The following is a 19,514-nucleotide window of genomic DNA, read 5'->3' as shown; positions in this document are numbered from 1 at the left end:
CTAATGTCGCAAGCGTCGGACATCACTCAGATGCAGCAACAGCTCAGCGACTCAACCAGTCTAGCACCTTAGTCAGATTCTACTCACGTCATAGAAAATTCAAATTAGAGCCCAAATCGGGCATTTCAGGGTCTGTTCAACCCTGTTTGTCGTGTTATAATACAGACCAACGACATACAGTGTTGTTATAAAACAATGACACTACGAGCCTACAAGGCTCCGCGTGGAGACAAGAGGAGGATGTCACGATGACACGGAGAGATTTCTCAGCAGACATTCAGGCTATTCAAGAAAATTGGGAAGCGGACGCGCGCTGGCAAGGGATTACCCGCACGTACTCAGCGGAAGACGTCGTTCGCCTGCGCGGTTCTGTACTCATTGAGCACACTCTGGCTCGGCGTGGCGCCGAACGCCTGTGGAACTTACTCCACCAAGAGCATCACCTTAAAGCACTCGGTGCCCTGACTGGCAATCAAGCGGTTCAGCAGGTGAAGGGCGGGCTGAAGGCCATTTACCTGAGCGGCTGGCAAGTGGCTGCCGATGCCAACCTGTCCGGTCACATGTACCCTGACCAAAGTCTCTACCCGGCCAACAGTGTCCCGCACGTGGTACAACGTATTAACCAAGCGCTACAGCGTGCGGACCAGATTCACCACATGGAAGGCAACGACGACATCGACTGGTTCGCGCCAATTGTCGCCGACGCCGAAGCCGGATTCGGTGGACCACTCAACGTGTTCGAACTGATGAAGTCGATGATTGAAGCGGGGGCTGCGGCCGTTCACTTCGAAGACCAGCTGTCTTCCGAGAAGAAATGCGGCCACATGGGCGGCAAGGTTTTGATCCCCACTGTAAACGCTGTTCGCAACCTTATCTCCGCCCGTCTCGCAGCTGACGTCAGCGGTGTGCCAACTTTGGTCGTTGCTCGCACAGACGCAAACGGCGCGCACCTCATCACCAGTGACATTGACCCGCGTGATCAAGAGTTTCTGACAGGCGAACGCACCGCAGAGGGCTTCTTCCGGATGCAGGGCGGCCTTGACGCGGCGATTGCTCGCGGTCTGTCGTACGCCCCATACGCGGACATGATTTGGTGCGAAACATCCGAACCGAACTTGGAAGAGGCACGCCGCTTCGCCGAGGCGATTCACGCGAAGTTCCCCGGCAAACTCCTCGCCTACAACTGCTCGCCTTCGTTCAATTGGCAGAAGAAACTCGACGCGCAGACGATTGCGAAGTTCCAAGACGAACTCGGAGACATGGGATACAAGTTCCAATTTGTCACATTAGCGGGTTTCCACGCTCTCAACCACAGCATGTTCGAACTGGCACGCGAATACAGTCAACGCGGGATGGCTGCCTACTCGGAACTGCAGCAGGCGGAGTTTGCGAGCGAAACGCACGGATACACCGCTACGCGGCACCAACGCGAAGTTGGAACAGGCTACTTCGATGAAGTCTCGATGGCCGTCACTGGTGGGACCTCGTCTACGACGGCTCTAACTGGCTCCACCGAAGAAGAGCAGTTCGTCAGCATCTGAGCCGCGGTTGGGGTTGATGGGGATTCATGAGGATTGCCTGGGTGGATGGGGATTGATGGAGATTCCGCACTCATGGCGGAGGCACTAGACAGACAGAAAGTGGCCCTTTCGGCAGATACACGCCGTGAGGGCCTATTTTTTTCGTGCGGGCTCGTTCTGGCAGAGCGCGTGGGAAGCGATTTGTCGAGGAGTGCGCATTGTCTGCCGCTACGGCGGAGGCTTCACACTGCGCAGCATTTGCCGGGTCGGTGGCTGATCATCGGGATCGCACAAGGTAGTTGGAAAACCGAGCTAGCCCCTCCACCCGTGTTCACGTGCAAGACTGTCACGTGCAAGGCTGGACATCTGCGCCCGGTAGGTGTCAATTTGACATCTACACCACCTGACCGCGCCCGGTAGGTGTCAATTTGACATCTACACCACCTGACTGCCCGCGCTAGGTGTCAATTTGACATCTAAACCGACTGACCTCCCGCGCTAGGTGTCAATTTGACATCTAAACCGACTAACCTCCCACGCCAGGTGTCAATTTGACATCTACACCACCTGACTGCCCGCGCTAGGTGTCAATTTGACATCTACACCGACTAACCTCCCACGCCAGGTGTCAATTTGACATCTAAACCACCCTGCCGCCCGCGCTAAGTGTCAATTTGACATCTACACCACCTGACCGCCTGCGGTAGGTGTCAATTTGACATCTAAACCACCTGACCGCGCCCGGTAGGTGTCAATTTGACATCTACGCCGACTGACCGTGCCCGGTAAGTGTCAATTTGACATCTACACCACCCTGCCGCCCGCGCTAGGTGTCAATTTGACATCTACACCACCTGACCGCGCCCGGTAAGTGTCAATTTGACATCTACACCGACTGACCGCCCGCGGTAAGTGTCAATTTGACATCTACACCGACTGACCGCCCGCGGTAAGTGTCAATTTGACATCTACACCACCTGACTGCCCGCGCTAGGTGTCAATTTGACATCTACACCGACTGACCGCCCGCGCTAGGTGTCAATTTGACATCTACACCACCTGACCGCGCCCTCACGCGCGCCGCTTCACCGACTCCGTGTCGGCGCCGCTTCGTCCATTCCAGCAACGACATCCCGCGGTTTAATCGGGATTCGCACCTCAACTGTGGTCCCAGCGCCGACCTGACTCTGAATGTCCATCGTTGCCCGATGGGCCTCGAGAATGCGTTGGCTAACCATCAAACCAAGTCCCGTACCCTTCTCTTTGGTCGTGTAGAACGGTTCCCCAAGTTTCGGAATGCGCTCTGGAGGAATACCGACACCCTGATCCCGGATGCGCACGAGCACCTCATTGACCGCCGAGTGTGTCACCTCGACATCGATCGTCCCACCGTTCGGCATGGCCTCGACAGCGTTCTTCAAGACGTTGAGAAACACTTGCTTAATCTGGTTGTCGTCGCACCAAATGTCAGGCAGCTCCTCCGGCCAGCGCGCCATTACCAGGACGCCGTGGATGGTCGCTTCCGTTTGGACAATCGCGATGACATGTTCAAGCATCTCTTTAGGGTGCTTGTACCCATAGTTGACGGCCTGCGGCTTCGCGAATACGAGAAACTCCTGAATGATCGATTCAATCCGTTCGAGTTCCGAGAGCATAATGCTTGCGTACTCGGGGGGGACGGCGACGGTCGATGAAAACAGTTGAACAAACCCTTTAAGCGATGTCAGTGGGTTGCGGATCTCATGAGCAACTCCTGCAGCCAACTGGCCAATTACAGCGAGTTTTTCGGACTTCATAATGAGTTCTTCAGTCCGCCGACTGACGTCGATATCCCGACCGATGATAAATATACCTGCGAGATTCGCACCACTGTACGCCGGTACAGCCTTAACGCCGAAGTTTGTCTCTCTGCCGTTTTTCGTCCGCAGTGTTACGTAAAATCGCACATCTGGAAACAGACGCCTGTTCGAGCACTTCTGCAACCAAACTTCCGCATCTTTCCAAGATTGCTCCGTGACCACATCACGAAGATGCATCTGCAGCAGTTCGTCCACAGTATATTCGAGCATTTGTGCAACAACTTGGTTGGCACGAACGATTCGCCCGTCTAAATTGAGCAAGTAAATGGCAGCTGGGTTGTAGTCAACGAGCGAGCGATACACGCCTAGTGTCCGTTGAAGTTCCAAAACATTACGCAAATTGGTGCGATTCAGGGGAGAGAGCGGCACAGTCCGGAACTTGTCCATGGGTGGCTGCCACCTCCTGGCGGTTGGGCAGAAACCAACAGAGGCCCATGTTGTTCGCAGAATCTATTCGACAGCTAGAGTATTTTCTCCTGCCTTCACGAGGGTAAGCGTCCCACAGAACCCACCGTTTCAGACTCGGCGGGCCCCAATGTAGTGACTCGACCAATAGGGTGCGTCCATCGCAAGTATCTGTACCGCAGAACCTGATGCACTGATGAACCGCCCACGTCCTATATAAATTCCGACGTGCGATGCCCCCGGTCCATAGGTGCTGAAGAAGACCAAATCTCCCGGGAGTAAGTCAGCCACATAGATAGGCGTCCCTTCGTCAAACTGTTCATATGAAGTACGTCCCAAGAGGACCCCAAAGTGCGCGTAGACAAATTCGACATATCCACTGCAGTCAAACCCGCTCGGTCCAACGCCGCCCCATACGTACGGCGTGCCGATGAACTCCTTTGCATAGTCCACGACCGAAAGGCCCCGTACCCCTGCCGCTACCACACCCGCTACGACGCCCGCTACCACACCCGTTGGCCCATTGCTGCTGCGACTGCTTAACCGTGAAGAACTGCCGCTGTTGCTTGCCGGGGCCTGCACAGGCATGTTGTGAACCCGCGGCGGTGACGGATTCGGACCGTTGACGGTCAGGCGCTCGTCAATTGGCAGAACACTGTTGACTGTGAGGTGGTTCCACCGTTCAAGGTGGGTCAGAGACACATGATACCGCCGGGACAGCGCCCACAAACTATCGCCAGAGTGGATGGTCACATAGCGCAGTCGCGGTTTCTGGTTGAGATACGCCTGACGCAGTGTTTGCACGCGTGGCATCTGTCGCATCAATGCATCACTTGTTCGACTGTTGGAGGTCGCACGGGCTGCGCGCACCTCTAATTTGGCAGTTCGGGGGCGAATCGAGAGAACGGGTTTGAAGGCAGGTTGTAATCGGAACGACGCCGCGCGTGCTCGCTTATCGACCATGTGATTCGGTGCAAAAGCCAGCGCCGGAACAGACGCGAGGCAGAGGGATGAGCCAATTACCGCTTTCCATGGACCTTTTCCCAGGCTTGTCAACTCCAGATCCGCTCCCTTCCATACCAATAGCGGCATTATAGGCGGCGGACAGGCAAAGCCGCAACGTACCCTTGTCCTCTTCAGGCAGACACCTGGCGGCGCAGGGCGGATGCACACCGAGATGCAAACCGAGATGCAAACCGAGATGCAAACCGAGATGCAAACCGAGATGCAAACCGAGATGCAAACCGAGATGCAAACCGAGATGCAAACCGAGATGCAAACCGAGATGCAAACCGAGATGCAAACCGAGATGCAAACCGAGATCATGTAATAAATCGGCCGGTCGGTTGGTCCTGCGCAAAATTCGACATCTTTTTTACCCCCCACTGATTACAATGTAGTAAAGGTGAGTGGCAACTCAAGCTCGAGGGGGTGTTTTGGATGGCGATAGCCATCGGGCACGTGCGCCGCGTCATCCTACCCGCAGCACTTGTCGTTGCTGTTGGTGTAAGCGCATACTTCATTACTCTTCATTTACATCGGTCTCCGGCAAGCGGCAGGACATCGGTTACGAGTTTCAATGTCGGCGGTGGCGCAACCAATAGCGGAAGTCCGCCCCTGAGTCCGGGTCCCTCGCAAGGAACAAGCGCAAGTTACCTCGCGGGTTCCGACGGGGCAGTGGCGGGGAGTCTGCAAACGTTGTCCGGGACCGGTCATGCCACCAACGGTTCAGGTGGCGGAAGTCTGTCGCGCGGGGGCCAAAGCGGTTCGGCGGGCAGTAGCGGTAAAACAACGGGATCGGACAGTCAACCGTCCGGGTCAGGCGCGTCATCTGCCGGCACCGGGAGTTCCACTGGCGGTGGCCTGCTTGGAAGCGTTGGTTCAGTGCTCGGCAGCGCGACACAGACACTGACGAACGCAACAAGCGGGACGGGGCTAGGCAACGTTGTGGGCGGCGTGACAAACAGTGTGGGCTCAACGGCGCAAAATTTGACCAACACTCTGTCCAACACCACCGGAGGTTTACTCGGCGGTGTCACGAATGGGACCAATGGCCCTACGAACACTACATCCTCAAGCAGCGGTACAGTGAACGCTGTCACAGGTACGGTCGGCAACGTCTTAGGCACTGTCGGCTCTTTGTTGCAATAAGAGACGCTGAGCCCTGCGATCCCGAAGGGTCCGCAGGGCCGTTTTATGTCCCTTTCTACGTCCGGTAATCGCCGTTGATGCGGACATATTCGTAACTGAGGTCACAGCCCCAGCCCGTCGCTGTTGCAGAGCCGTCGCATAGCGTGATCAAAACTTGTATCTCGCTCGGTTGCAGGACCTCCTTCGCCTCGTCCTCGTCAAACTGCAGTGGCTCAGCTTCCCGCATCAGGTCGATTGAACCGCCATCGCTTGAAAACGCGATCGACACGTGCGCCGGGTTGAACTCTGCACCCGAACGCCCCATCGCTGCGAGAATTCTCCCCCAGTTTGCGTCTTCGCCAAAGAATGCAGTTTTGACCAAGTTGGAAGTCAACACGGTCTTCACCAGTCGACGAGCATCCAGCTCAGACTTGGCGCCCACTACCGTGACTTCAACGAGTTTCGTCGCGCCTTCCCCGTCCCGCACAATTTGCTTTGCGAGGTGCGCATGTACGTTGTGTAACGCGTCGCGAAAAGTTGCGAACGAAGGGCTTGATTCTGTGATCTCCGGCGCTCCCGCCTGTCCGTTTGCAAGCACCAGAACCATGTCGTTGGTGCTGGTGTCACCGTCAACTGAGATCATGTTATAGGTGTCTTCAGCGCTCTCTCTGAGTAGTTTTTGTAAGAGTTCAGGCTTAATCGTGGCATCCGTCGTAACAAAGCTGAGCATTGTCGCCATGTCTGGGTGAATCATTCCTGACCCTTTGGCCATACCGCCAATCGTAACCGGTTTGCCATCGACATCTAGCGTCACAGCCGTCTGCTTCAAATACGTGTCAGTCGTCATGATTGCTGTTGCCGCAAAACGGCCAGCGTCGAGGCCGTCGGACAAACGGAGACAAGCTTCATCCACTCCGCGCAGTACTTTCTCCATTGGCAGCGGAACGCCAATGACGCCCGTGGACGCGACCAGCACCTCGTTTCGCGCCACACCAATTCGACTTGCCACCTTCGCGGCCGTCCGTTCGGTATCGTCGGCTCCCTCTGCTCCGGTGCAGGCGTTCGCGTTGCCACTGTTCACCACCACGGCGCGCACTGGCCGGTCCGCTTCCACCACAGTTCGTGAGTATACAACCGGCGCAGCTTGCACGAGATTGCGCGTAAACACCCCTGCGCACACCGCCGGCGAGGCGCTCACCAACACAGCTACGTCTAGACCTTCTCGCTTGATCCCGGCCGCTACACCTGCAGCGCGGTAGCCGCGCGGCGCAGTCACGCCTCCGTCCACCGTTCGAAAGTTCATCCCCATCTGGCTCCTTCCATAAGACGCTTTTATTATAACTGAGGTCGCGAAGGACGCAGAAGACCTGTTTCGTACAGCAGTAATGACCTGTTTCGTACCGCAGTTATGACCTGTTTCGTATGGCAGTTATGACCTGTCTCCGTACAGCAGTAAAAGATGGAAAGGCGACTGCGTATAGCGAATCTCGGGTTCGATCACGCTAGCTTCAAAAAACCGGGAGGCCATCTGCCATGCGCTCGTGGAAACCTGTGTCACCGTCCGTCTTACTCGCAACCCTGTGCTGCGCCATCGCTTTTACAACCGTAGGTTGTGGGACTCAAACCAACCACAGTGCGCCTCAGAAGACAGCTCAGTCAGCAGGCTTCGCCGCACAGGCAGCGGTCAAAGGTATATATGTGACAGTTCAACGCAGCGCCTATGACCCCGCAACGGAGTCGGTGAGTCTGTGGGTGAACCCGGTTCGCGTGATCGGCTGGAAACAATTTTTCAGTCACAACGGGCCAGCGGGTGAGAGCGTGATCGACACATCCACGGAACACGGGGTCACCAACTACGCCGTCTCCGAGTACCCGCGTAAGAGTATCCGATCAGTCCACCTGATCTACATCGGCGCCAATCAGGCCCCTCGCCAGGACGCACAAGTCGGCGCCCGAGTCGTTACGGCCACACGCCATTCGGTGCCGATCTATCAGCAGGCGAACGCGCAAAGCCGGGTGGTTCGGCAGCTTGAACTCGGTGAAGATGCACAACTTGTGACACGCGTGAACCGTTCGTGGTACCAGGTGTCGATTGGCGGACAGACCGGTTATGTGACAGCCAATCCCAATCTGGTCCGCCTCGCCCCCCAGACCTCCGCTGGAGCAAACCGGAAGTATACAATGCCAAAGGATTTGGTCGAACCCCCATCGGACGCCACAGCCCAAGGGGCTGCAGTGACTCTTGGCGACAGCGCTGTACCGGCATTAGCTGGGTCTAGTTTACCCCCGGGGTCGGCTCGCTCAGGGTCCGTTCCATTGCCCCCGCCTGGGACATCCTTTGACCACAGCATTTCCTGGAGCGCGGGTGCGACCGCGTCAGTGACCAGCAAAGAAAACGCGGTCATCAGCGTCGCACGCAGCAAACTAGGCACGCCATACATCTGGGGCCACAACGAGGACCGTGGACAGTACGGCTTTGACTGCAGCAACTATACCTCGTACGTTTACCACCACGCGCTAGGCTACAGCATGACTGGTAGCAGCCGCGGCCAGGCCTTGCATGTGGGGGTTCGCGTACCGACAGCGGATATGCGCGTCGGAGACCTGCTCATTTTTGAGTCCGGCAAACACTGTGGCATCTACGCGGGCAACCAACGGATGATTCAGGAGGGAGGCGGTCTCGGCAAATGCGGCTACTTGTCGATTGGCCCCGGGAGTTACTGGGGAAAACACCTGACAAGCGTGAAGCGGATGTTTTGACTTGTACCAGACATGACTCCGGCGCACAGTGATGCTGCAAGTGCTGACCAAGAAAACAGGCGCCACCGGGCAGTCGTGCCCGCGGCGCCTGTGTCAAGCCCCTAGCGATTATGAAGCAAGTCCGTTAAACAAGCCACTTACGGAGCAAGTCCGTTAAACAAGCCACTTCCGGAACTTCCGCTTCCGTAGCCGCCACTAGAACTTCCACTTCCGCCACTAGAGCCGTTCCCGAAGCTAGGAACTGTGCTAGATGAAGATGAGCTAGCATTGCTCCCTGTCGTATTTGCAGTCTTTTCCGTTCCAATCGTAACATGCAACGTCAGCTTTTTCGGACCGCGGTACACGACTAGTTGAACTGTTTGACCCGGTTGCAGTTTGAATAGGTCTGTGCGCAAATCTGCAGCGCTTTGAACGGTCTGACCGTTCAAGGACACAATCACGTCACCGGCCTTTAAGCCGCTGGCCTTCGCGTTTGCGGAGTCCACCTGCGCGACATACACTCCGTAGCTAACCGGTACGTTCGGCCACATCCCTTGCGGAAGACTGGTCAGAGATTCAGCACCGATGCCGATTGCAGGGTGTACAGCGTGGCCGGTTTTGATAATTTCAGAGGTAATCGTCTGCACTTCCGATGCTGGGATGGCAAAACCCATGCCTTCAAAACCTGTGGCAACAATTTTGCTGCTGTTGATTCCCATCACCTGGCCTTGAATGTTCAAGAGCGGTCCGCCGCTGTTGCCGGGGTTAATCGCAGCGTCCGTCTGCAGGACCGGCTGGTAGTCCAGCGTCTGTGTGCCGCTTGGCGTCTCCACAGGCATCAAGCGCTTTTCACCGCTGATAATCCCGCTCGTCACTGAGTCTGCGAAATCGAGACCCATCGGATTACCAATCGCGATGGCGGGCTCACCAACCTGGATGCTGTTTGTGAACTGTACCGGCGGAGCCCCTTTAAAGTTTGAAATGGGGACCTTCAATACGGCAAGGTCTGTAAACTCGTCGGTTCCGACGACAGTGGCATTCACGTGTTTCCCGCTCTGCAGGACAACCTCGACTTTGGAGCCGCCAGCCACGACGTGGTTGTTCGTCACAATGTACGCGTAGTTGGCATTATTGGCGAAGTAGACACCGGAACCAATATCCGATTCCTGTAGCTGTGGTTGCGAGTTAAAATAGTTACTTGCCGAAGTATAGTTCACCACAGCCACCACGTCGGGTTCGACTTGTTTAACCACCGAAGTGATCTGACTGTTGACGTTGACGCTCACGTTTTGAGCACCCGACGACGTTTGGCTAACTCCAGACGACGGTGCAAGTCCACTCGGTGACGCTAGGTACCCAGTGTGCTGCTGCAGGATCGGCAGTGCTGCTAAGGTTGCACCGGATCCGACGAGTGCTGAGAGCACCACGACACCAAGCAAACGCCACGGTACAGCATTCCTTCTTGGTTTGGTTGGCTTTTGGCCATCGAACTCCACTCCCATGGCCCGCTCCTCCTCACTTTTGTTTCGGCATCGCACTCATAGCAGGAACTGCGTCATCTGCCTATTGGCTGCATGCCAAGTCTTATCTACGGTATACCCGATGAACATTGAAAAACACTAAAAACAGCGTGCAGGACTTTAACCGCAATCGAGAGACCGAGGCAGGCATCGATTTTTGCGGCACAACATATGAACCAACTCTGATTTCGACTAGTCTTCAATAATCCTGACGTAACGTTATGGGAAGCGTATAATGTCCTTCGTTGTCTGCGCCTTCCACACACATTGGAGGTGTTGGTCTCGTGGTGAAACGAGAACAAACACAAGTGAATTTGTTGACACGCCTCGACCGGATCCCATTGACGAAAAGTGTCCTGGGACTGATTACACTGCTTGCCTTGGTTTGGCTGGCTGAAGCTTTCGATATTGGTATTGTTGGACCAGTGTTATCAACGCTGGAGAAGGCGTGGTCGCTGCAAAATTGGCAATCTGGCCTTCTAGCTGTGGCGTCCACACTCGGTGTTGTCATTGGGATGATCCCTGCAGGGTGGCTCGCTGACCGAATCGGCAGGCGCCAGGTCGTTCTGTGGGGCATCCTGTGGTTCTCAGTGCTGACGCTCCTCGGCGCCATTTCAGCGAACTACGGCATGTTGCTAGGGGTACGTGTACTTGCAGGCATCGGTGAAGGCGCTGTCTTGCCAATGCCGTACCTGTTCTTGTCTGAGTTTGTCAACCGAGGTCGCCGCGCTGCGTCCGTCGGTTACTCCAACGGTATTCTGACGGCGGCGTACGTAGTGCCGAGTCTCGCATCGCTGTGGGCTTTGCACACGTTTGCTCCAGATGTGGCGTGGCGCGTTCCCTTCCTGCTCGGCGGTATCCCACTTCTGGTGCTCATCCCGCTGTATCTGTGGTTACCGGAGTCACCGCGGTTTTTACTGAAAAATGGCGCTGAGGACAAGGTGGAAGCAATGGTTTCCAAATTAGAGGCGCAAGCACACCTGCCGCACGACACGACGTTATACGATGAGCAAATTGCAGCAGCCTTGGCTGAACTTCCGCCGACGAGTTGGATGGTAGCAAAATCGATGCTTCGGGCACCCTATTTTGCACGCAGTGTTCTCGTGATACTGCAATTGACTGCAGCACTCATCTTGTTCTACATCGTTCAGGTATTCGGGCCTTCGCTGTTCCTCACGCGCGGGTTTGGCACCGGCAGCAGCATCTTATACGCAGGCATGATGATGGTGACAGCCGGAGTCGGTTCTGTCGTGCAAGGGTATTTGTCTGACCGCGTGGGACGCAAACGCGTACTCATCGTGTACGCGATACTCGCGGCTACCGGTTGCATTCTGTTTGCGGCGTCGAGCGTACCTGCCTGGATGGTGGTCGCCGGCTTCTTGGCATCATTTTTCGGACTTGGCATTTTTCCAGTGTCCAAGCTCAGTTCAGCTGAACAATATCCGACGGAGTTGCGCGGACGTGGTGTATATTTGAACGAAATGACGGCTCGCACACTGAGTGGCATCGTGACCACGTACTTCATCCCGTTTGTCCTAACAGCGTCCGGCAGCACAGTGATTTTCATCGGGATCGCGGTCGTGCTCATCGCGTTTAACCTGCCGTATTTCCTGTTCGCCCGTGAGACCGCAGGAATGCAGATGGAGCAAGCCGGTACTCAATCCGTCTTCCCCGTCAAGGGCGCGGAGTTGCAAGCATCTCATTAGTCAAACGGAGGCGTTTGGATGTCTAGACTGACGGAGGCCATACGAGGTTCTCTGGAACGCACAGTACCGGAATACATGCATGATCAAGAGCACTGGTTGAGCTCAACAGACCTGCTCCAAGACACAGAAACTGTGGGACAAGTGTTCGCTGACCTACGGTTACGCCGAGCAGATCGCGTCTTGATCGCGCTTCCGAACTCGTATGCGTTCGCCGTCATCTACGTTGCTTGTCTGTTTAGCGGAGTCGTGGCTGTGCCTATTAACCCAAATACACCGGCTCCCGAGCTTGAACGCGCTATGCGCCGATACCGCGCCAAAGCCGCCTTTATGAGACAGTCGGCATCCGAAGGGTGGCAAGACGTATTGCTGAGACACGGTATGCACAACGCTCAGCAGGGTATCGCGGCGGTGCTGCCTGTAGACCGCTTCGGCAAACTCTCCGTCTGGCGAAAGGAGTCGGGCTGGACTGTAGACGCCCACCAGTACCCATTGTGCGACAAGGACGCTCAGCCGAGCGAGGACGAATCTGCAGTGCTCATGTTCACGTCTGGGACCACCGGTGAACCAAAGGGCGTCATGCTTCGCCACAGCCACTTGTTTGCCGCGGCGAACAACGTGATCTCAAGCCACGAGTTGACAGCAAGAGACGTGACGTTCTGTATGCTGCCACTGTTCCACATCAATGCACAGGTAATCGTCCTGCTCGCTACCTTGGTCTCACGCGGCCGCATCATCATGGCGGAGCGATTCCATGCCTCGACGTTTTGGCAGACCATTGAACGCTTCGGGATCACGTGGGTGTCCGCCGTGCCTGCCATTCTCACGATCCTCAGCAAAACAGAGGAGTCCTTGGTGCCTAGTCGCAAGCTCCGATTCATTCGCAGTGCCTCAGCGCCGCTCCCGACCGCTGTTCTGAAGCAGTTTGAAACCCGGTTTCATATACCCGTCATTGAGTCGTACGGTATGACCGAAGCAGGCGGGCAAATATGCATTAATCCCCTCCCACCTGGTGTCCGCAAAGCCGGGTCGGCTGGGCTTGCGCACAAACTCCATCTGCGCATCGTCGATGAGCACAGGAGTCCACTCGAAGCTGGGCAGACGGGCGAAATCGAGATCTTTGGCGACAATATCATTCGCTCCTATCTACTGCAGCAGCCAAGCGCCGAGGGCAGCAGTGAAACGGTTGAAGTGGAATCCCTCGCAGCTGACCCCAGCGCAACTTCGGACCAGCAGCCGTGGCTTCCGACTGGCGACATTGGTTACCTCGATGAGGACGGCTACCTGTTCATTACCGGCAGAGCGAAGGAAATCATTAACCGTGCTGGAGAAAAGTTCAGCCCGCGCGAAGTCGAAGAAGTACTCTACGAACACCCGGCTGTGGGGAAGGCCGCCGTCGCCGGAATTCCTGATGTGACATACGGCGAGCAGGTTGTTGCCTGGGTGATTCCGGCACCTGACGTTGCGGTGTGCCCGGACGAACTGGTCGCAGACCTCCAACAGCGCTGCAGAGCATCACTGGCGAAATTCAAATGTCCGACGACCTTCCATATCGTAGACAGCCTGCCAGTCGGACCCACTGGTAAAGTGAAGAAGCACCTACTGCCAGAATTGCACGGTTCGTCCCCTATGCAGTCCGGCATTGCAGCCGCGGGAAAACTCTAGTATCGGCGGCAGCGATTGCTGCCGTCGCTAATGGACAGGATGCGGGCCTTGGCTGGGTGCGGAAGTGTCGAAAATGTCGCTCACGCCGGATTTTTGCGCTGTAGCGACATTTTTTCCGTTCGCGCGGGCCGCATGACCGCAAAAGCCTATCGATAGCGACGCTGGCGTCGCTATCTCACACATTGCGCCAATTTGGCGCTAACCACGGTCAAATTCCCCAATACGCCCATAATTCCTTCATGCTCCTGCGAAGCGTAAATTATGATGAATATGGCACAAACGTCTATTTACCCGACAGTGGCGAGAACGGTCCCCTTGCGGCATTTTGGCGGTATCGCCCTCGTCACACCATTTTGGCTCCGCTGCAGGTCGACCCCGGAGTTGCGGCACCACATCCTACCCAATGGTCTATCCCGACAAGACCGCCAACCTTTGCTGGCTGGTCGGATTCCAGCGGAACGGGGCGTGTTCTTGCTAGCTACCCTCACGACCGTCGCTACTCAGACCACAGGTGACGTACCATGATTTCAGGGGGTGCCAAAGACGGCACCCCCTACATCTTAGCTACTCGCATCAGGTAGCAAGACTCCACTACACCATCTGCCCATTCGGTTGCTGCCCCTCGCAGCCAATGAGCGTCTCCTTACTCAGCCTCCTTACTCAGCCTCCTTACTCAGCCTCCTTACTCAGCCTCCTTACTCAGCCTCCTTACTCAGCCTCCTTACTCAGCCTCCTTACTCAGCCTCCTTACTCAGCCTCCTTATTCGGTCTGCGGGATCGCTGGAGTATCCCAGACCACTTCTTCCTGAACAGGTTGAATCACGAGGTTTTCGTCGCCAGGCATGAGCCGCAAGCCGCGCTTCAAGGCATAGCGGATCCACGAACCAGCCATCCAGGAGGTGAACAGTGCGAGCATGACCAGGATGGCGTAGAAATTCTGGTTGATAATCCCTTCCGAATAGGCGATCTGCGACAACACGATGCCAGGACCGCCGCGAGCGTTCATTGCCGCCGCAAGGTTGAAGCTGGTCAACTTGTCGTTCTTGATGACGCGACACGTGAAGTACACGACAACCGTCTGGACGACCGTCGCGAACAGCAGGTAGAGTACGAAAAACCCGACGCTGAAGTTAGTTGCGAGGTTAAGCGTCAGACCGACGATACCGAAGTACAACGGTATGAAGAACGCGAACGAGATCTCCTGTACGCTGCTCTGCACCCGCTTCCACAACCGCTCTGGCAGGGCCAACTTGGTCGCAACGCCGGCCAAGAGCGATCCGTACATCATGTCGACATTCAGATAGCCTGCAACGACGGAGAGTCCGAACAATACGAATAGGAAGTAGCCGAGAAACGATGCGCGGAACAGGATGTTGGCCCGTTTCGACGTGACCTTCTTGAGCACCCAGGGCACGATGAAGAGACAAACCAACAGGAATGCGAAGGTGATACCGAGACTCTGCCCAAGTACCGCACCGTTGACTGCATGGTGCGACATCGCAATGCCGGAGGCAATCGCAAGGGCAACGAACAGGATGATGTCGTGTACGCCTGCAATTCCGACGATAATCTTGGCGAACCGCGTGTGCATAATGCCGAGGTCCGCAAAGATCTTCGAGATGACCGGAATGGACGTTACAGCAATCGAAATTGCCACGACAATCTTGAGCGCCATCACACTGCTGTCCGGGCCAAGGAACTGCGCGGGATTGAACACGTACGTCGACAACCAGCCGATGAGAAACGGAATCACAGTGGAGGCGACGATGATCGAGATCCCGATTTTCGCGTCACTCTTTTGAAATCGATACTGGAACTTGAGGCCCGAGTTGAACATCAGCATGATGAGCCCGAGTTCCGACAGAAATCCGAACAAGTTGCTTTCCGACCCAAACCCCAGAAACAGCCAGTGAAACACGTGGGGAAAGAAGAACCCCATCAACGTCGGCCCGAGTACCAGGCCACCAGCCACTTCACCAATGATGCGCGGCACAGTCAGACGCTCGGCGACGTAGCCGAGCACGTTGCTGGCCACCAACAGCGCGACGACAGCGAAGAAGAAGCGCGCGAGGTCTGGCCCACTCAAACTAAACATGAACATCCCCCTCCCGAGGAGTCGGTGCATAGTGTGACGCGGTGTCTCCCACCTTCACCTGCACCAAGCTTCGTATTGTCCGGCGAGAACCACTCTCGTCTCGGTGCGTTACTGTACGTGGCTTCACAGACATGGGAAAAGGCACATGTCCAGTGTGGACAAGTGCACAGGGGCATTTGGGTGCAAAAATGGACAGCTGTCCATGCTCAGCGCGAGTAACCCGTCCTAGCGACTGGAGATCAAAAAACTCCTGCCAACCGCTTCCGCGATAGACAGGAGTCATTAACCACTCAGCACGAGGGCATTTTCAGGTGAACTCCATCACCCGCTATGAGAGAGCAGTTTGCTCGGTACACCTTTCAGCACACATCGTGCGCTTTCCAGCCACCTTCTGCAAAACCGTCCGTTTTGTCGTGCCACGACCCCGACCGCCTGTGCGCGCGTTTCCTGGCGGCAATACCGGTGTCGTGCTGTCAGGGTATGCGAGATCGCGCTGATGTGCACGGGCATCTGTCTAATTTGTCCCGGGCTACGCTGTGATGCGCTGGGCTGGGCTGTGATGCACTGGGCGCTGGGCTGGGATGCGCTGCGCTGCGCCGAGCCGAGCCGGGGCTGGCCCGGCCGGTTCGCCCTAGCCTTGACTGCTCAGGTTCACAACAGGGGCGCTAGCAGCCGCGCACCGCGCTCGAGGATGCCAACTGGAAGCAACGCCTGAATCTCTTCGACGCTTACGTGGTGTGCGTCGGCCAAGTCCGCCTCGAACTGCTTCGTCAGTTCTTCCGCCGCTGCTTCACCGTACACGACTTGGCAAACTTCGTAGTTCAGACGGAAGCTGCGCAGGTCGAAATTTGATGCGCCAAGCACAGATAACGCTCCGTCCACCACCACAACCTTCGCGTGCAGAAGTTGTGCGCCGTACAGCCACAGTTCGACGCCTGCTTTGGCCAGTTCAGCGAAAAACGTCCGCGCAGCAAGACCGACTACGCGATGGTCACAGTGCTCCGGAACAAGCAGTCGCACGCGTACCCCTCTCGCCACCGCGAGCTTCATCGCCATCGTCAGGTCGGTGTCGGGCACGAAGTACGGCGTCACCATATCCACTGTGCGCTTTGCCTGTGTGAGGCACATGAAATACAGCGCCTGAACCGTGCGCACGGGCCTGTCTGGGCCACTTTCGACAGTTTGCATCAAAGCCGGAATCGCGTCCGCTTGCCGCGACGTTGGCGGACGGTAGTCTGGAATTCCGTTTAACAACTGCACTCTATCTGCCTGAGTGCGGTTAGACGAGCGGCCCGCAGACACTTGCCTGCCGACCGACCAGTTCAGTTCGAAGACGCGCGCAAGTCCTTGCACAGCCTGTCCGGTGACTTGCGCATGCGTGTCGCGCCAAGCACCGACGCCCGGTTTGTGGCCGGTGTACTCAAGCCCAATGTTGATCCCGCCGATATACCCGATACTTCCGTCGATCACGACAATTTTGCAGTGGTCGCGGTGATTGATGCCCGGTCGCAACCATGGGAATTGCAAGGGAAACACCACGCGGCAGTCCACACCAACGCCCGCCAACTTCGGTAGCTGACTGCGGACGACACCTAGGCTGCCAATGCCGTCGACAAGCAGACGGACACTAACGCCAGCGGCAGCTTTTCGGGCGAGGATGGAGAGGAACGTCTGACCGACGGGATCATTGCGAATAATGTAGTACTCTGCGGTAATTGAGGAAGCCGCAGACTCTAGCGCTTCAAACAGAGCGGCATACGTCTCTTCGCCGTTCGGTAGGATGCGGACAGTACCATGAGTAGCCGTTCCTCCGGACAACTTTGACATCGCTTGTTCCACCCCGACTAACCCGCGCAGCGCACTGTTCGCGGGGGTCGAGAGTAACGCCAGGGACTCTTCACTTGAGTCATCTGCGAGCCGCGCGCGGCGGATGGATACGGGTCGCGCCAGCACAACATAGAGGATAAGGCCGATGACTGGAATAAACATGCAACAGATGACCCAGGCAAGAGCGTTGGTCGGCCGATACACAGAACGAAGGGCGAGCGCCAAGACGAGCACGCTGTGGGCGGCGTACAGCGCAAGCAACCACACCAAATCGCACCCCCTCCTCGGCTGTTCTTCTAAGGTGAACGAAAAGAGATGGCGCTATACAGACGTATTTTTCAACCACTACGCTATAGAATAACTGTTGACGGCTTGAAGGAGGTCGACACTTGGATTTGAAGACACTCAGCTTGCTCGAGATCTCTAGCGCGCTGTCCACCGTCGGCACCATTGCCATCGCTGCAATTACACTCTATCAAGTTCGCAGAGGTAGCCGCAACTCTGTGCAGCCTCTCGTATACCCGGAGTATGTACAGGTTGATGGCAAAACAGTATACGTCAAATTGCGCAACTACGGACAGGGCCCAGCGATTGACGTCCAGTTGACCTTGTACGTCCACGGTCGGCCGGCCTACTATATGGCTTACAAAGACAAGCAGCGTGTGACGTTTCTCAACATCGCCACAAACGAATCGGAGGAACTTGCTCTTCACGCCGACTCCTGTTCACCGAACCTGAAAATTCGCGTTCGGTACAAATCCGTCTTGCGAGAGCGGTTTTACCGCGAAATCCTCGTTCGTGACGACGAGATTGTCGGGCTCGACGGACGCCCGTCGCTCTTGGTTCGCTTTGGTCGAGCGGAGCATCTCGGTAAAACGTCAGGACCTCGTGGGTGATGCGCACACCCTAACCAATGAATGTGCGCATCTGCCCCGACACCTCGCTCGCAAGGGTAATTTCACGAAGCTTTGAGGGTTTGCCTCCACTTCGTTTGCGGAGGACTGCCCGTACGTTTCGCTCAGCTCTCAAAGAGCGGCGTGGACAAGTAGCGCTCACCAGTGTCTGGCGCGATGACGACTACCGTCTTGCCTTTGTTTTCCGGCCGCTTTGCCACCTCATACGCTGCATAGATGGCGGCTCCAGACGAGATGCCGAGCAGAATTCCTTCTTCGTGCGCCACGCGACGGACTGTCTCAAACGCTGAGTCGCCGGACACCTGTACGACCTCGTCGTAAATTTTTGTGTTCAACACATCGGGCACAAAACCAGCGCCCATGCCCTGCAGTTTGTGCGGGCCAGGATTGCCCCCGGACAACACGGGCGAGTCAGTCGGTTCCACCGCGACCACGCGCAGAGAGGGCCTGCGCTCCTTCAACACTTCGCCAATGCCGGTGATGGTGCCGCCCGTGCCAATCCCGCTGACAAAGATATCCACGTTGCCATCAGTGTCAGTCCAGATTTCCTCTGCGGTCGTCTTGCGATGAACCTCCGGGTTCGCCGGATTCTCAAACTGCTGCGGCATATACGAGTTTGGCGTCTGCTCCACCAACTCCGTGGCCTTTGCGATGGCGCCTTTCATGCCCTTCGCACCTTCCGTCAAGACGAGTTCTGCGCCAAGCGCCTTTAAGAGCTTACGGCGCTCGACACTCATCGTCTCCGGCATTGTGAGAATGCAGCGGTACCCCTTGGCGGCGCACACAAACGCCAGCGCAATGCCTGTGTTGCCGCTCGTCGGCTCGATGATGACCGTATCTTTGTTGATCTGCCCGGCAGCTTCAGCAGCTTCAATCATCGCCTTGCCAATGCGGTCCTTGACGCTGCTCATGGGGTTAAAGTACTCGAGCTTGGCAAGCACTTCTGCGCCAGTCTCATCACTGATTTTGTTGAGACGAACAAGTGGGGTGTGCCCGACGAGTTCCAGGATGCTTTGTGCAATCTTCGTATTTCCCATAAAATCATCCCTTCTTACTCGGATTTATTCACAACCCTATTATACTACAGGTTTCCCAAACAATCAGTCTCACTCTAGCTGGTTCGTCAACGAACCCCGG

At 56.3% G+C, this 19,514-nt stretch carries 14 protein-coding genes and 1 riboswitch; of the genes, 7 read left to right on the top strand and 7 right to left on the bottom strand.

The annotated features are described in order from the left end of the window. The first annotated feature begins 248 nt into the window (after window positions 1–248). Complete coding sequence (gene aceA / locus JC200_RS13595) at window positions 249–1,541, top strand: isocitrate lyase (protein ID WP_274432237.1); 1,293 nt, start codon at window positions 249–251, stop codon at window positions 1,539–1,541. A 1,064-nt stretch (window positions 1,542–2,605) separates the two neighbouring features. On the opposite strand, the gene JC200_RS13590 is transcribed toward aceA, so the two are convergent. Beyond that, window positions 2,606–3,766, bottom strand: a complete 1,161-nt coding sequence (locus tag JC200_RS13590; RefSeq protein ID WP_274432236.1) for an ATP-binding protein — start codon at window positions 3,764–3,766, stop codon at window positions 2,606–2,608. Between the two features lie 129 nt (window positions 3,767–3,895). Next, window positions 3,896–4,606 carry a C40 family peptidase gene (locus JC200_RS13585; protein WP_274432235.1) on the bottom strand — a complete coding sequence of 237 codons (711 nt, stop codon included), beginning with the start codon at window positions 4,604–4,606 and terminating at the stop codon, window positions 3,896–3,898. Between the two features lie 355 nt (window positions 4,607–4,961). Here JC200_RS13585 and JC200_RS13580 point away from each other — a divergent pair, with 355 nt between their 5' ends. Both JC200_RS13580 and JC200_RS13575 read left to right on the top strand, forming a co-directional pair. Then, window positions 4,962–5,114, top strand: a complete 153-nt coding sequence (locus JC200_RS13580) for a hypothetical protein (protein ID WP_274432234.1) — start codon at window positions 4,962–4,964, stop codon at window positions 5,112–5,114. Window positions 5,115–5,224: 110 nt separating this feature from the next. Next, the gene (locus JC200_RS13575) at window positions 5,225–5,935 is read left to right on the top strand and encodes a hypothetical protein (protein WP_274432233.1); all 711 of its coding nucleotides are present in this window, start codon (window positions 5,225–5,227) and stop codon (window positions 5,933–5,935) included. 55 nt (window positions 5,936–5,990) lie between these two features. On the opposite strand, the gene argJ is transcribed toward JC200_RS13575, so the two are convergent. Continuing rightward, the gene (gene argJ, locus JC200_RS13570; protein ID WP_274432232.1) at window positions 5,991–7,217 is read right to left on the bottom strand and encodes a bifunctional glutamate N-acetyltransferase/amino-acid acetyltransferase ArgJ; all 1,227 of its coding nucleotides are present in this window, start codon (window positions 7,215–7,217) and stop codon (window positions 5,991–5,993) included. Window positions 7,218–7,447: 230 nt separating this feature from the next. Between argJ and JC200_RS13565 the strand changes: the two genes are divergently transcribed. Continuing rightward, entirely contained in the window at window positions 7,448–8,674 is a 1,227-nt protein-coding gene (locus JC200_RS13565) for a C40 family peptidase (protein ID WP_274432231.1), read from the top strand. Window positions 8,675–8,811: 137 nt separating this feature from the next. On the opposite strand, the gene JC200_RS13560 is transcribed toward JC200_RS13565, so the two are convergent. Then, window positions 8,812–10,155 carry a S1C family serine protease gene (locus JC200_RS13560; RefSeq protein WP_274432230.1) on the bottom strand — a complete coding sequence of 448 codons (1,344 nt, stop codon included), beginning with the start codon at window positions 10,153–10,155 and terminating at the stop codon, window positions 8,812–8,814. Between the two features lie 302 nt (window positions 10,156–10,457). Here JC200_RS13560 and JC200_RS13555 point away from each other — a divergent pair, with 302 nt between their 5' ends. Both JC200_RS13555 and JC200_RS13550 read left to right on the top strand, forming a co-directional pair. Then, entirely contained in the window at window positions 10,458–11,879 is a 1,422-nt protein-coding gene (locus JC200_RS13555) for an MFS transporter (RefSeq protein ID WP_274432229.1), read from the top strand. An 18-nt stretch (window positions 11,880–11,897) separates the two neighbouring features. After that, window positions 11,898–13,541 carry an AMP-binding protein gene (locus JC200_RS13550; RefSeq protein ID WP_274432228.1) on the top strand — a complete coding sequence of 548 codons (1,644 nt, stop codon included), beginning with the start codon at window positions 11,898–11,900 and terminating at the stop codon, window positions 13,539–13,541. Between the two features lie 760 nt (window positions 13,542–14,301). On the opposite strand, the gene JC200_RS13545 is transcribed toward JC200_RS13550, so the two are convergent. Then, window positions 14,302–15,636, bottom strand: a complete 1,335-nt coding sequence (locus JC200_RS13545; RefSeq protein WP_274432227.1) for a cation:proton antiporter — start codon at window positions 15,634–15,636, stop codon at window positions 14,302–14,304. Window positions 15,637–15,902: 266 nt separating this feature from the next. Next, window positions 15,903–15,971, bottom strand: a riboswitch (Fluoride riboswitch). A 316-nt stretch (window positions 15,972–16,287) separates the two neighbouring features. Continuing rightward, entirely contained in the window at window positions 16,288–17,730 is a 1,443-nt protein-coding gene (gene cls / locus JC200_RS13540) for a cardiolipin synthase (protein ID WP_274436544.1), read from the bottom strand. Window positions 17,731–17,852: 122 nt separating this feature from the next. Between cls and JC200_RS13535 the strand changes: the two genes are divergently transcribed. Further along, entirely contained in the window at window positions 17,853–18,359 is a 507-nt protein-coding gene (locus JC200_RS13535) for a hypothetical protein (protein ID WP_274432226.1), read from the top strand. Between the two features lie 122 nt (window positions 18,360–18,481). On the opposite strand, the gene cysK is transcribed toward JC200_RS13535, so the two are convergent. Beyond that, complete coding sequence (gene cysK / locus JC200_RS13530; protein ID WP_274432225.1) at window positions 18,482–19,414, bottom strand: cysteine synthase A; 933 nt, start codon at window positions 19,412–19,414, stop codon at window positions 18,482–18,484. Window positions 19,415–19,514 lie beyond the last annotated feature (100 nt).

Origin of the sequence: Alicyclobacillus sp. ALC3 (assembly GCF_028751195.1) — a bacterium.
Taxonomy (GTDB): Bacteria; Bacillota; Bacilli; order Alicyclobacillales; family Alicyclobacillaceae; genus Alicyclobacillus_L.
This window is presented reverse-complemented; position numbering and strand designations above follow the sequence as displayed.

Bases quoted from the DNA above. Each gene is read 5' to 3' on its own strand.
- JC200_RS13565 (WP_274432231.1), top strand. From the start codon at position 7,448: ATGCGCTCGTGGAAACCTGTGTCACCGTCCGTCTTACTCGCAACCCTG.
- JC200_RS13545 (WP_274432227.1), bottom strand. From the start codon at position 15,636: ATGTTTAGTTTGAGTGGGCCAGACCTCGCGCGCTTCTTCTTCGCTGTC.
- aceA (WP_274432237.1), top strand. From the start codon at position 249: ATGACACGGAGAGATTTCTCAGCAGACATTCAGGCTATTCAAGAAAAT.
- argJ (WP_274432232.1), bottom strand. From the start codon at position 7,217: ATGAACTTTCGAACGGTGGACGGAGGCGTGACTGCGCCGCGCGGCTAC.
- JC200_RS13585 (WP_274432235.1), bottom strand. From the start codon at position 4,606: ATGCGACAGATGCCACGCGTGCAAACACTGCGTCAGGCGTATCTCAAC.
- JC200_RS13590 (WP_274432236.1), bottom strand. From the start codon at position 3,766: ATGGACAAGTTCCGGACTGTGCCGCTCTCTCCCCTGAATCGCACCAAT.
- JC200_RS13550 (WP_274432228.1), top strand. From the start codon at position 11,898: ATGTCTAGACTGACGGAGGCCATACGAGGTTCTCTGGAACGCACAGTA.
- JC200_RS13580 (WP_274432234.1), top strand. From the start codon at position 4,962: ATGCAAACCGAGATGCAAACCGAGATGCAAACCGAGATGCAAACCGAG.
- JC200_RS13560 (WP_274432230.1), bottom strand. From the start codon at position 10,155: ATGGGAGTGGAGTTCGATGGCCAAAAGCCAACCAAACCAAGAAGGAAT.
- JC200_RS13575 (WP_274432233.1), top strand. From the start codon at position 5,225: ATGGCGATAGCCATCGGGCACGTGCGCCGCGTCATCCTACCCGCAGCA.
- cysK (WP_274432225.1), bottom strand. From the start codon at position 19,414: ATGGGAAATACGAAGATTGCACAAAGCATCCTGGAACTCGTCGGGCAC.